General features: G+C 72.2%; 10 protein-coding genes. 3 read left to right on the plus strand and 7 right to left on the minus strand.

The window, feature by feature from the left end:
* The first annotated feature begins 314 nt into the window (after positions 1 to 314).
* Positions 315 to 2,141, plus strand: coding sequence for a glycoside hydrolase family 3 protein (locus tag ACTWJ9_RS01550; RefSeq protein ID WP_388705344.1), 1,827 nt, complete (start codon positions 315 to 317; stop codon positions 2,139 to 2,141).
* A 110-nt stretch (positions 2,142 to 2,251) separates the two neighbouring features.
* On the opposite strand, the gene ACTWJ9_RS01555 is transcribed toward ACTWJ9_RS01550, so the two are convergent.
* From ACTWJ9_RS01555 to ACTWJ9_RS01580, 6 genes are all read right to left on the minus strand, one after another.
* Positions 2,252 to 3,136 carry a universal stress protein gene (locus ACTWJ9_RS01555; RefSeq protein ID WP_388705347.1) on the minus strand — a complete coding sequence of 295 codons (885 nt, stop codon included), beginning with the start codon at positions 3,134 to 3,136 and terminating at the stop codon, positions 2,252 to 2,254.
* A gap of 5 nt (positions 3,137 to 3,141) precedes the next feature.
* Positions 3,142 to 4,164: a zinc-dependent alcohol dehydrogenase gene (locus tag ACTWJ9_RS01560; RefSeq protein WP_279332245.1), complete on the minus strand. Its 1,023-nt coding sequence runs from the start codon at positions 4,162 to 4,164 to the stop codon at positions 3,142 to 3,144.
* A gap of 211 nt (positions 4,165 to 4,375) precedes the next feature.
* Positions 4,376 to 5,152: a pyruvate formate-lyase-activating protein gene (gene pflA, locus ACTWJ9_RS01565; protein WP_279337831.1), complete on the minus strand. Its 777-nt coding sequence runs from the start codon at positions 5,150 to 5,152 to the stop codon at positions 4,376 to 4,378.
* Between the two features lie 5 nt (positions 5,153 to 5,157).
* Positions 5,158 to 7,416, minus strand: a complete 2,259-nt coding sequence (gene pflB, locus ACTWJ9_RS01570; protein WP_388705350.1) for a formate C-acetyltransferase — start codon at positions 7,414 to 7,416, stop codon at positions 5,158 to 5,160.
* Positions 7,417 to 8,219: 803 nt separating this feature from the next.
* A complete protein-coding gene (locus ACTWJ9_RS01575; RefSeq protein WP_443295063.1) occupies positions 8,220 to 9,209 on the minus strand; it encodes a ferric reductase-like transmembrane domain-containing protein in 990 nt (329 codons plus the stop codon).
* 230 nt (positions 9,210 to 9,439) lie between these two features.
* Entirely contained in the window at positions 9,440 to 10,045 is a 606-nt protein-coding gene (locus ACTWJ9_RS01580) for a class I SAM-dependent methyltransferase (protein ID WP_279332248.1), read from the minus strand.
* Between the two features lie 225 nt (positions 10,046 to 10,270).
* Here ACTWJ9_RS01580 and ACTWJ9_RS01585 point away from each other — a divergent pair, with 225 nt between their 5' ends.
* Positions 10,271 to 10,909, plus strand: coding sequence for a hypothetical protein (locus ACTWJ9_RS01585; RefSeq protein ID WP_279332249.1), 639 nt, complete (start codon positions 10,271 to 10,273; stop codon positions 10,907 to 10,909).
* Positions 10,910 to 10,952: 43 nt separating this feature from the next.
* Here the strand turns inward: ACTWJ9_RS01585 and ACTWJ9_RS01590 are convergent, their stop codons facing one another.
* Entirely contained in the window at positions 10,953 to 11,876 is a 924-nt protein-coding gene (locus ACTWJ9_RS01590; RefSeq protein WP_279332250.1) for a Rieske (2Fe-2S) protein, read from the minus strand.
* A gap of 304 nt (positions 11,877 to 12,180) precedes the next feature.
* Here ACTWJ9_RS01590 and ACTWJ9_RS01595 point away from each other — a divergent pair, with 304 nt between their 5' ends.
* Positions 12,181 to 12,918, plus strand: coding sequence for a nitroreductase family protein (locus tag ACTWJ9_RS01595; protein ID WP_279332251.1), 738 nt, complete (start codon positions 12,181 to 12,183; stop codon positions 12,916 to 12,918).
* The last annotated feature ends 186 nt before the right edge of the window (positions 12,919 to 13,104 follow it).

Below are 13,104 nucleotides of genomic sequence, written 5' to 3' on the forward strand. Positions count from 1 at the left end.
GGCCCGCACTGTCCCGTTGCCGACTTTGGTGACGTGCCACCGGGCGGGCCGCGCCTGCCGCGGGCCGAGGAACCGGCGTCGAGTGGCTTCGAGGCGCCCCTGGGTGGCGATTTCGGGCATCTCACTGATTTTCATGTATCAGCCCAGTTCAGGGCACCCACGCGCACGGCGGGAGAGTCCTCACTTCGTCTGGACCTATTGTGTCTGGACCTCTTGCCCCGCCCATGATCTGCGGGCTACGTTTCCCGCTGTTCGGAGTCCTTCACGTTTCCCTCAATTCCCTTGACGGGCAAGGCCGGAAGGAGCATGTCCGCATGCAGGACCGAAGTCTGTCCAGACGAACCGTTCTCGCCTCCGCGACCGTGGTCGCCGCGAGCGCGACGGGCGTCGTGGGCGTGACGGCCACCCCCGCGGTCGCGCACAAACGCGACAACCGCCTCAAAAAGATCATCTCCAGGATGAGCATCGAGGCGAAGATCGGCCAGCTGTTCGTGCCGTACTTCTACGGTGCGTCGGCGACTTCTCCCAGCCGGTTCGACCAGGAACGCAACCTCAGGGAACTCGGCGTCCGCACGGTGGCCGAGCTCATCGCCAAGTACCACATCGGCGGTGTCATCTACTTCCACGGCTGGACCAACAACATCCAGGATCCCCGCCAGATCGCGGAGTTGACGAACGGTGTGCAGCGGGCCTCGCTCGCCCTGCCCACCCCTGTCCCGGCCCTGATCTCCATCGACCAGGAGCACGGGGTCAACGTCCGCATCGGCAGCGGCGCCACCCAGCTGCCGGGCGCGATGGCGCTCGGCGCGGGCCGCTCGCTCTCCGACGCGCGCACCGCCGGACGGATATCGGGCACCGAACTCGCCGCCCTGGGCATCCATCAGAACTTCGCCCCGGTCGCCGACGTCAACGTCAATCCGGCCAACCCCATCATCAACGTCCGCTCCTTCGGCGCCGACGCCCGCGAGGTCGGCCGCATGGTGGCGGCCCAGGTGACGGGCTATCAGCAAGCCGGCGTCGCGGCCTGCGCCAAGCACTTCCCGGGCCACGGGGACACCGGGCAGGACAGCCACACCGACCTGCCCGTGATCACCCACACCCGCGAGGAGTGGGAGCGCATCGACGCCCCGCCCTTCAGGGCCGCCATCGCCGCCGGCGTCGACTCGATCATGACCGCGCACCTCCAGGTCCCCGCGCTCGACCCCAGCAACGAACCGGCCACCCTGTCGCCCACGATCCTCCAGGGCGTGCTGCGCGACGAACTCGGCTTCGACGGCGTGATCGTCACCGACGCCCTCAACATGCACGGCGTGCGCACCAAGTACGGCGACGACCGCGTGCCCGTCCTCGCCCTGAAGGCCGGCGCCGACCAACTGCTGTTCCCGCCGGACATCTCCGTCGCCTACAACGGCGTCCTGGCCGCCGTCCGCAGCGGAGAGATCACCGAGGACCGGCTCGACGAGTCGGTCCTGCGCATCCTGCGGGTCAAGGACAAGGTCGGCCTGCTCGGCGGCAGCCCCTACGTGTCCCCGAAGGAGGTCGACCGGGTCGTCGGCGCCCGCGGGCACCGGCTCGCCGCCGCCCGGATCGCCGAGCGCACCACCACCCTGCTGGTCAACGAGGGCAAGGCGCTCCCGCTGCGCAGCAGGCAGCGGAAGCTGCTCGTGGTCGGCGCCAGCCCGGCCTTCCCGACCGACGACACCCGCACCACGGTGCCCGAGCTGGCCAGGGCGTTCGACGAACTGGGCTACCGCACCACCCACCTCGCCACCGGCCGGGCGCCCGACGCCGCGAAGGTCGACGAGGCCGTGGCCGCCGCCCGGGGACGGGACGCGGTGGTGGTCACCACCGACAACGTCGACGCCACCAGCGCCCAGCGCACCCTGGTGTCCCGGCTGCTCGCGACGGGCGTCCCCGTCGTCCACCTCGCGGTGCGCAACCCCTACGACATCGCCCACCTCGGCGGTGTCCCCGCCTCACTGGTCTCCTACTGCTGGACCGAGGTCGAACTGCGCGCCGCCGCACGGGTGATCGCCGGCCGGGTCGAGCCGCGCGGCAGGCTGCCCGTGCCCGTCCAGCGGGCCGACGACCCGGCCGAGGTCCTCTTCCGCTCCGGGCACGGCCTGTCGTACGCCGACTGACGTCCGCGCCCTCGCACGGCTTTCCGCCCCGGTGCCCCCTGAAGGGGAGCACCGGGGCGGGCCGGCCCGGTGCCGGTGACGCACCGTCCCCGGCCGTCCCGGCCCCCGCCTCACGCCTCGTCGGGTACGACCACGACCGGGCAGCCGGAGTGGTGCAGGACGGTGTGGGCGACCCGTCCGAGGCGGGGGCCGGGACGGCCGGAACGGCCGGGGCGACGTCGGCCGACGACCAGGAGGCCGGCCTCCTCCGAGGCGGCGAGGAGCACCCTGCGGGCAGGGCCCTCCACGGTGCGCCGGCGCAGTTCCACGTCCGCCGGGGCGTCGGAGAGGGCGGCCTCCAGTTCCTTGGCGGCCCGTTCCTCGTGCGGCCGCTCGGGCTCCCCGGTGAGCAGGGGGTGGCTGATCGACTCGTGCGCGGGGCACCGCCAGGCCCGTACCGCCTCCAACGGGACGCCGCGCCGCCGTGCCTCCTCGTAGGCGAAGTGCAGCGCCGCCGTCGGCACGTCGGCCACACCGACGACGATGCGGTCGTGACGTCCGCCGGTGGCCCGGTTGTCGTGGCTGCCTCGGATCACGACGACCGGGCAGTGGGCGTGGGTGGCCACGGCCAGGCTGACGGAGCCCAGCAACGCGCCGGCGAGTCCGCTGCGCCCGCGGGTACCGACGACCAGGGCGGAGGCGTTGCGGCTCTCGCGCACCAGGACGTACTCGGGTTCCTCGGGCACGACCGCGGTGGTGACGGACAGGCCGGCATGGTGGCGCCGGGCACGCCGGACGGCGGCGGCGAGGATGTCCTCGGGGGTCACGTGCCCGGAGGACTGGCCGAGTTCCGGCGCGAGCGCGGTGCCCTCGTACCGTTCCCACAGGGAGGCGAACACCACGCGCAGGGGCACGTCGCGCAGGGCGGCCTCGTCGGCCGCCCAGTCGACGGCCCGCAGGCTGGAATCGGACCCGTCGACTCCGACGACCAGGGGCAGGTGCAGGTGCAGGGACATCTTTCTCAGCCTTCCGCGCCGAGGTCGAAGACGATGCGGGCCTTGACCTGACCGCGCAGGACCTCGTCGATGGATTCGTTGACGGCGGTGAGCGGGCGGGTCTCCCGGATGACCTCGGTCCGGCCGGCCGCGTGGAGTCGGAAGACCTCGGCGAGGTCCTGGCGGGTGCCGACGATGGAGCCGATCACCGAGGTGCCGCCCAGCACGGTGTCGAAGATGGGGACCTGGATGGTGCCGTGGGCGGGCAGGGCGACCATGACGAGTTTCCCGCCACGCCGCAGGCCGGAGTTGACGGCTTCGAAGGCGGCGGGGTTCACGGCGAGGGCAAGGGCGGCATGGGCGCCTCCGTGCCGTTTCAGCTCCGCGCCGACGTCCTGGGTGCGGGCGTCGATGAGGATGTCCGCGCCCAGTTCCCGGGCGAGTTCGAGCTTGTCGTCGGTGACGTCGATGGCGGCGACGGTGGCGCCGGCGATCTTCGCGTACTGCACCGCCAGGTGGCCGAGTCCGCCCACACCGGAGACGGCGACGAGCTGGGCGGGCCGGACACCGGCGACCTTGAGAGCCTTGTACGTGGTGACGCCCGCGCAGGTCAGCGGGGCGGCGTCGACGGCGCTGACGCCCTCGGGCACGGGCTGGGCGAAGTCGGCCCGGACCAGCATCTTCTCGGCGTAGCTGCCGTCGCAGCCGTAGCCGGTGTTGACCTGGCTCTCGCAGAGCGTTTCCCAGCCGGACAGGCAGTGCTCGCACCGCCCGCACGCACTGCCGAGCCACGGCACGGCGACCCGTTGGCCGACGGCGAGGTGGGCGACGCCTTCTCCGAGTTTCTCGACGAGGCCGACGCCCTCGTGGCCGGGCACGAACGGCGGGGTGGGCTTGACGGGCCAGTCGCCGTGCGCGGCGTGGATGTCGGTGTGGCACAGCCCGGACGCCTCGACGCGGACCCGGACCTGCCCGGGGCCGGGCTCGGGGTCGGGTCGCTCCTCGATGACCAGGGGTTTGCCGAATTCCCGTACGACCGCTGCCTTCATGCTGTCCTCGTTTCCCTTCCGGGGTGAGCGCGTCAGTCGTGTGCGACGACGACGAGGAGGGTGGCGTCGCGGGAGCCGCGGATCCCTGCGGTGATCGTGCGCGCCATGGTGGCCTCCGGTATCGGGGGGTCTGACTTCAGCCTCTCGTCCGGCACGTTCCCGGGACAGGGGCCGCTGGTCCCCGGCGGGGACCGACCGGCCCTGTGCACATTCAGTGGGCCGGCAGACCGCGTTCCCGGAACTGCCCGCGGACCCGGTCCACCAGTGTCACGTCGGGGACCGGCGTGTTCCGCAGGGGGAAGGGAACGCCCAACGCGTCGTACTTGTGGGCGCCGAGCTTGTGGAACGGCAGGATGTCGACCCGCTCGACACTGCCGAGGCCCGCGAGGAAGGCGGCGAGCCCGTCGATCGCCTCCGGGGCGTCGGTCCAGCCGGGCACCAGTACGTACCTGATCCACATGCGTTTGCCCAGCCGGTCGAGACGGGTGGCGAAGTCGAGGGTGGGGGCGAGTTCGCCGCAGGTCAGCTTCCGGTACGTCGTGGCGTCGAAGGACTTGATGTCCAGCAGCACCAGGTCGGTGTCGGCGAGGAGTCCGTCCGTGGCGCGGGCGCCGAGAAAGCCGGAGGTGTCGAGGGCGGTGTGCAGACCGAGTTCCTTGCAGCGGCGGAAGACCGCGGCCGTGAACGCCGGCTGCAGGAGGGCCTCGCCGCCGGTGAGGGTCACTCCCCCGCCGGCGGTGGTGATGAAGGCCCGGTACTTCTCGATCTCGGCCATCACCTCGTCGACGGTGGCCGGTTTCCCGTCCCTCATGTGCCAGGTGTCCGGGTTGGCGCAGTACAGGCAGCGCAGGGGACAGCCGCTGACGAAGAGGACGAACCGGGTCCCGGGACCGTCCACACCGGTGGACAGGTCCCAGGAGTGGATCCGGCCGGTGACCGCGCCGTTCGCGGTGCCGGTCGCAATGTCGGTCGCAATGCCGTTCGCGATGCCGTTCACAGCGATCCGTGGAAGGTGCGGCTGATCACGTCGAGCTGCTGCTCCCGGGTCAGACGGACGAAGTTGACGGCGTATCCGGAGACCCGGACCGTCAGCTCCGGGTACTTCTCCGGGTGCTCCATGGCGTCCTCCAGGGTCGCCCGGTCCAGGACGTTGACGTTCATGTGGAAACCGCCGGAGGCCGTGTACGCGTCCAGGATGCCGACCAGGTGACCGGCGCGTTCCCCGGGGACGTGCCCCAGTCCCTCCGGGGTGATCGTGGTGGTCAGGGAGATGCCGTCCCGTGCCGCCTCGTACGGCAGCTTGGCCACCGACAGGGCCGAGGCGGCCACCCCGTGCCGGTCGCGGCCGTTCATCGGGTTGGCGCCGGGGGCGAAGGGCTGTCCGGCACGGCGGCCGTCGGGGGTGTTGCCGGTGTGCCTGCCGTAAACGACGTTGGAGGTGATGGTCAGCACGGACTGGGTGTGCTCGGCGTCGCGGTAGGTGGGGTGCCGGCGCACCTTCGCCATGAAGGACTCCACCAGGTCGACGGCGAGCGCGTCGACGCGGTCGTCGTTGTTGCCGTACGCCGGGAACTCGCCCTCGGTCCTGAAGTCCACGGCCAGTCCGGTCGCGTCGCGGAACACCCTGACCCGGGCGTGCTTGACGGCGGACAGGCTGTCCACGGCGACGGACAGACCGGCGATGCCGCAGGCCATGAAGCGGTGCACGGGGTGGTCGTGCAGGGCCATCTCGATGCGCTCGTAGGCGTACTTGTCATGCATGTAGTGGATGACGTTGAGCGCTTCCACGTACGTCCGGGCGAGCCAGTCCAGGACCCGGTCGTACGCGGCCGACAGCTCGTCGTAGTCGAGGTACTCGCCGGTCAGCGGCGGCGTCTCGGGGGTGATCTGGTCGCCGGTCATCTCGTCACGGCCGCCGTTGACCGCGTAGAGCAGGGCCTTGGCGAGGTTGACGCGGGCACCGAAGAACTGCATCTGCCTGCCGACCGCCATCGCGGAGACGCAGCAGGCGATGGCGGTGTCGTCGCCGGTGCGCGGGCGCATCAGGTCGTCGGACTCGTACTGGACGGCGCTGGTGTCGATGGACACCTGGGCGCAGAACTCCTTGAAGCCGTCCGGGAGCCGGGGCGACCACAGCACGGTCAGGTTGGGCTCGGGGGCCGGGCCGAGGTTGTAGAGGGTCTGCAGGAAGCGGAAGGAGGTGCGGGTGACCAGCGGTCGGCCGTCGGTGCCGATGCCGCCGATGGATTCCGTCACCCAGGTCGGGTCGCCGGAGAACAGGGTGTCGTACTCGGGGGTGCGCAGGAACCGCACGATGCGGAGCTTGATGACGAAGTCGTCGATCAGTTCCTGGGCACGGGTCTCGTCGAGGAGCCCTTCGTCCAGGTCCCGTTGGAGGTAGACGTCCAGGAAGGTGGAGGTGCGGCCCAGGGACATCGCGGCGCCGTTCTGCTCCTTCACCGCGGCGAGGAAGCCGAGGTAGAGCCACTGGACCGCCTCGTGCGCGGTGGTCGCGGGCCGGGTGACGTCGCAGCCGTAGGCCGCCGCCATGCGGGTCAGCTCGCCCAGCGCCCGGATCTGTTCGGCCAGTTCCTCGCGGTCGCGGATGACGTCCGCGGTGGACGGCCGGGCGTCCAGCAGGGCGCGTTCGGCGCGCTTGGCCTCCACCAGCCGGTCGGTGCCGTAGAGCGCGACGCGCCGGTAGTCGCCGATGATGCGTCCGCGCCCGTAGGCGTCCGGCAGGCCGGTGATGATGCCGACCCTGCGGGCGGCCCGCATCGCCGGGGTGTAGGCGTCGAAGACTCCGTCGTTGTGGGTCTTGCGGTAGGTCCCGAAAACCTTCGACACGAAGGGGTCGGCCTCGTAGCCGTACGCCTTCAGACCGTTCTCCACCATGCGCAGACCGCCGTTGGGCATGATCGCCCGCTTCAGCGGGGCGTCGGTCTGCAGGCCGACGATCAGCTCGCGGTCGCGGTCGATGAAGCCGGGGGCGTGGGAAGTAATCGTGGACGGGGTGGCGGTGTCCACGTCGAGGACGCCCTTGCGCCTCTCCTCGGGGAACAGCGCGCTGACCTTCTCCCAGACCGCGCGCGTGCGGTCCGTGGGGCCGGTCAGGAAGGAGGCGTCGCCTTCGTAGGGTGTGTAGTTGGCCTGGATGAAGTCGCGTACGTCGACGCGCTCACGCCATCCGCTTCCGACGAACTGCCGTCGGGCGTCGGCGGTCCGGGGGCCGGCTGTCACCGTCGCGGTCATCACAGGTCCTCTCGTCGGACGAACGGTCTCCTCATCGACGATGCTCGTCGTCCGGGCCGATGGCCGACAGTGCCGGACAGGGCACGGGACGTGCCCCTTCGGCCCCTGACCGCGCACCAGGGCGTGGGACCCGGCCGTCCTGCGTTTCCCGGAGGCCGGTGCGGGCGACCGCACGGCGGCCGGTGTGGTGGATGCCGTGGCACGGGCTCTCGGTGATCACACGTGGAGGCGACCTGGGGTCCGCCGTGCGGTGGGCAGCGGTCGGGTGTTCCGTTCGCTGAAGACGGCCGTCTCGTGACCGGCGCTTCGACCGGGAGGGCGTGGCGTCCCTCACCTGCGTCGGAAGAGCCCCTTGAGTCGGCCCGGCGTGGAGCCGCGGAATCGTTGAAGCAGAAGGCGATCCGGAAAAGCAGGTCGGTCGCGCTCCGAGCACGGACACCCCAGCCCGGGGTGAAACAGCGATACCGCTCACCCTTTGGCACAGAACCGATCAGCGTCAGGGCGTCCCTGGCCTGGGCCGCCTCCCAGAGCACGACATCGTCACCCACCAGGTCCGCCGCGCTGAGATGCCTCATCGGGTCGGTGATGCGGACGACCTCGATCAACTCGGTCTTCTCCTGAACAGGCGGAAGTATCATGCGCAAAGAATCCCCGATCAAGATCCCGCGCACCGGAGCAGGCAGACCTGGCGTGGTTCGCTGAAGGGGACGGACTCGACGCGCAGCACGTCGACCCGATGCGGTTCGGTCTGCGGGGGCCGCGGCAGGGGTCGGGCGCCTCGGCCGCCGGCCCGGGTCGGGCGGTCATTCCGTTTCGGGGGCGTGCGGGCTGCTCGCGGGGGGATCGGTCGGGCGGTCCCTGCCGCCGTCGTGGCCGGACGCCACCACCGCGAGGAGACCGATCACGACGGCCGCGGCGGCGATCCTGCCCGCGGCCCGCAGGATCCAGCCCGGCAGGGAGCCGCTCCCGGGCCGGGCCGGCGCACGCAGCCGCTCCGCCCGCCGGGCCGGCCGCAGCAGCCGGAGCAACAGCAGGACGGCGACCGGCAGTTGCAGCAGCCACAGCACGGTGCGCGGCCACTCGCCGTACCAGACGTTGGTGCCGTACAGCAGGGTGTGCCACACGCTCAGCACGTACACGACGATCACGAAGCGGTGCAGCCGGCGCCAGGTGTTCGCACCGATGCGGTGCCGGACGTAGAACAGCAGGCCCAGGGGGATCGCCAGGTACAGGGCGCCCTGGCCGAGCGGGATGGCGATGCGGCCGGTCCCGGAGTCGTACCAGCCGGGCACGAAGGCGTCCGCGAAGCCGACCCACAGCCGCCTGGCCCACCCCACCTGGGCTTCGTAGCGCACGAGTTCGGCCGAGAACATCAGCGCGTGCGCGAACATCAGCGCCATCGTGGTCAGGCTGGTGGTGCGGTGCCAGCGCTCCAGGACCTGACGGGAGACGGGCAGCCGGGCCGGGCGCGGCCCCGACAGCAGCAGCCCGAGCATGACCGTGCCCCACGCCCACAGCAGTCCCGACCAGCCGAACGCCTGGCTGAGCAGGTACATCCAGTACGTACGCGGGTCGTCCATGAACGGCATGACCGCGACCGTCGCCGAGTCGCCCGACTCCATGCGGGCCCAGAAGAACACGAACACGGCCGCCGTGAGGACGAACGCCGCGCTCGCGTCGGGCAGCGTGGCCCGCAGGTCGGCTTTCAGGGTGACGCGGTCCGCGGGGGGCCGCCGGTCAGGGGTGGGCGGCGTGGTCGTCCCGTCGTCCTCGGGCGTGGTCTCTGGCAGCATCCTGTGGGCTCCCCGGCGCGGGCCACCGTCGAACGGTGCGCAGGTGTCGTGGAGGAACAAGTGTGGCCGGTGGGGGAGGGAATGCCGAGGAGACATCCGGCCAGAGCGGTGACCGTGGCTTCGAAGGGCGCGTCGACGGCCGTTGCCCGGCTCAGCAGTGCGCGGCGTCGGGAGGGGTGCGCGACCGACGGTGCCGGGGCGCGCGGGCCGCGGGCCGAACTCTCACGTCCTCACCGGCGGTGGACGCTGACGGCGTAGCCGCCGCCGGCGTAGGGGGCGGCGTCCCAGGTGGCGAAGCGGTCGACGAGGGTGAGGCCGGCTGCGGCGCAGCAGTCGTCGTACTCGGGCAGCGTGATGCCGGGCGGCACGGGCAGGTGGGCTTCGTCCAGGCCGAAGCCGGCGACCAGCAGACCGCCCGGACGCAGGGCCTCGGCCAGGCGCCGGACCACCGTGGCCTCGGTGCCGGCGGCGAGCAGCGGGAAAATATTTCCTGCGGCGACCACGAGGTCGAAGTCCGCCGCGATGCCGAGCAGGTCCGGCTCGAAGGCGGCCAGATCGGCCTGGAACCAGGGCAGTCCCGGCGCCTGCTGCCGCGCCACCGCCAGCATCGACGCGTCGAGATCCACCCCGACACAGTCGTATCCGAGCTCCGCGAGCCGGATCATGACCCGTCCGGTGCCGCACCCGGCGTCCAGCACCCGCGCTCCTGCGGGTACGAGCGCCGCGCAGAACCCTGCCTCCCCGTGCACGTCCTTACCGCTGTGGGCCAGGGCCGCGAACCGTGCGGCGTAGTCCTCGCCGGACGTCTCCCCGGTCAACTCCCTCCAACGGCTCATGCGGCCCACTATAGGCCGACCGTGTGCCCCTCGAAGAAGCGGCCGGGCTCGCCGCGCTGAAGGCCGTCGCATGGAAGGGGCTCGAACGGGGCACCCGGTCGAGCCGGCGGAAGAGGACACCGCCTGTTGCGCGCGCCACGACCGACGCCGCGTGGCTCACCCGAGGAGTCCGCGGAGGGGCGGAGGAGGAGGGACGGAGGAGGACGAGCGGAGGAGGACGAGCGGATGAACCGGATGCCCGGCGGGGCCGCGCGGCGTCCGCGGTTGCGCTTCGACGGCTGGATCGCCGGCACGGGCACCTCCTCGGGTACGCGGATCGTGCTCGGGCACTGGCAGCGTTCACCGTTCGGGGCGTTCAGCGACGTGATGCTGGAACGGGCCGACGGGGAGCGGCTGCTGCTGGCCCCCACGCAGGAGACGGCCGACTTCGTCAGCGGTACCTACGTCTTCGACACGGTGCGTGTCGTTCCGGTCGACGTGCGTGTCACGGACGGCACCTGGACCGTCGCCGCGGGGCCGCTCGACCTGCGCTTCACCACCGGCCGGCGACGGCTTCTGGGCCTCGTCCTGCGGGCCGTTCCCGGCGTGCTCGCCCGCCGTCCGGCGTGGAGCGCGCTGACGGACCGGCCCGCCCGTCTGTTGCTCCCCGGTGTGCGGACCCGGGGCAGTGCCGGGGGAGGGCGCCGCGAGTGGTACGGCGCCCGGGACCTGCTGCCGATCCGTGCGGTGTCGGCTGCCTTCGGGAGCACCGACCTCGGTGTGATGGCACCGGTCGAACCACCCGTGCGCTTCGGGTTCGGTTCGACGCCGTCGGCCCCCGCCCTCACCCGGGTCACGACGACGGTGGCCCTCGCTCCGGGGTGACGGCGCCCGGCGCGGACGGCGTGGTGTACGGGCGGAGCGGCTGTCAGCCGGCGTACCCGCTGGCCAGGCCCGCTCCGCTCCCGCTCCACTCGCCGTCCGCTTCCCGGTCGGCTCGGCGCAGACGCACCTCGACGTCCCCCTCGACGATCCGGGTGTCGAAGGCGGGCTGCGGTGCGGTGGCCGGACCGCGGACGTTCCAGCCGTCCGAGAGGCGGAAGACGCTGCCGTGCCACGGGCACCGGACACATCCGTCGGCGACCGTGCCCTCGGACAGCGGACCGGCGAGATGGCTGCACCGCTCGGCCAGTGCGTGGATCACCCCGCCGGGTTCACGGACCACCAGGACCGGCACATCGTCCACGACGCGCCGCACGGGCTGCCCGGCCGGGAACTCGGCCACGGCACCGACCCGGTGCCAGCCCTCCCGGACGACGTGCGGAACCTCTTCCGCGTGGTTGGCTCCGGACGCCTGGCGGTAGGCCAGGTGGCCGCCCAGCAGGCCGCCGATCCCCACCGCCGTCAGCCCCAGGAAGCCGTAGGTCCGGCCGGCACCCGTACGCCCCTTGAGGCGGCAGGTGAGCGAGGTCGCGTACAGGCCCACGGCCGCCCAGTTCGCCATGGCGTGCACCAGCCCCACACGTGCCTGCTCGCGGTGCAGCTCCGCCCAGTCGACGGCGCCCGCCAGCGCGGCGGGCGCGGCCGTGGCCAGGCCGACACCGACGAGCAGGCCCGCCTCGCGGGAGCGGCCGGGCAGGGTGTCCAGCACGGCCGCGGACAGCCAGCTCCCGACCGGCACCTGCACCATCAGCGGATGGAGCGGGTGCCCCAGCCACCTGCCGTGCAGCACGTCCCGTCCGCGCCCCAGCGGCAGGGAGCGGACTGCCGACCGGAGAGCGTCGATCGCCGGGTCCGCCCGGGGCGCCCGTTCCAGACGCTCCAGGAGCCACAACATTCGGTTCTGCCTCATGCGGCGGTGGCGTGGCGTTGCAGTCATGGGCGCCGAGTCCCCACCTGCGCACAGGGCAAACGCGGGCGGGGCCCGGCGTCCGAGGCGGGACCGGGGCCCGCCGGGGCGGGCGCATCGGCGGGCCGTCCGAGCCTCAGGGCCGCTGTCGCCCCGTCGACCGGGACCGCCTCCGTACGCTTCTCGGCGAGTTCGGTGACGGGGCGTCAAGAGCCGCTGGGTTCGGGGCAGATGGATCTTCCCGGTACGACGGCGTAAACGTGACCGGGTGGTCCGGGCGGGGCGTGGCGTCCCTACACTCACGATCATGACCTCTGAAACCACCCTCTCCGGGACACCGGCCGGCGACACCGACGAACCGGCCCTCTTCGCGACCATGTCCACCATGCGGGCCATGCGGCGCCTGCGGCCCGACCCGGTGCCCGACGAGCTCCTGGACCGGCTGATACAGGCGGCCGTGTGGGGCCCCAGCGGCGGCAACATGCAGCGTTACGAGTACGTCGTCGTCACCGACCCCGCGGTCATGGCCGACCTCGCCCCGCTGTGGAAGCGGTGCGTGGACGCCTACCTGGCCACGACCGGCAAGTACGCCCCCGCCGGCATGGACGAGGCCGCGTACGGACGCATGGCCGCCGCCATCGAGTACCAGCGCGACCACTTCGCCGAGACCCCGGCACTGATCATCCCCTGCTACCGGTTCCCGGAGCCGAGGATCGAGGAGGAGGGCATGCGGCGCTACGCCGAGGAGCTCGGCGCCGAGGGGACGGCACGCATGGGGCGGATCCAGGAGCGTTTCGCCGCACTCGCGGAGGGCTCCTGCGTCTACCCGGGCGTGCAGAACCTGCTGCTCGCCGCGCGGGGCCTGGGCCTGGCCGCCAACATCACCATCTGGCATCTGATGCTGGAGGACGAGTGGAAGGCGGCCCTGGGCATTCCCGACGACATGAACACCTTCGCGGCCGTCCCGGTGGGGTGGCCGCGCGGCAGGTTCGGTCCGGTGAGCCGCCGCCCGGTCGAAGAGGTCGTGCACCGCAACCGCTGGTAGGCCACGGCCACCGGCGCGTCACCGGAACGGTGACACAGGGCGCCCACGCGCCGTCCGCTCCGGCACCCGGGGCGGACGGCGCGGGCGTCAGGCCCGGAAGTGCGAGCGATCGGCCTCCGGCGTCACTCGCGGGGCGGGCAGGTGCCTCGTGCGGCGCAGGCCGGGTTGCAGAGGCCGGCCGCGTCC

Source organism: Streptomyces sp. GDS52, from assembly GCF_052246875.1.
GTDB lineage: Bacteria > Actinomycetota > Actinomycetes > Streptomycetales > Streptomycetaceae > Streptomyces > Streptomyces cathayae.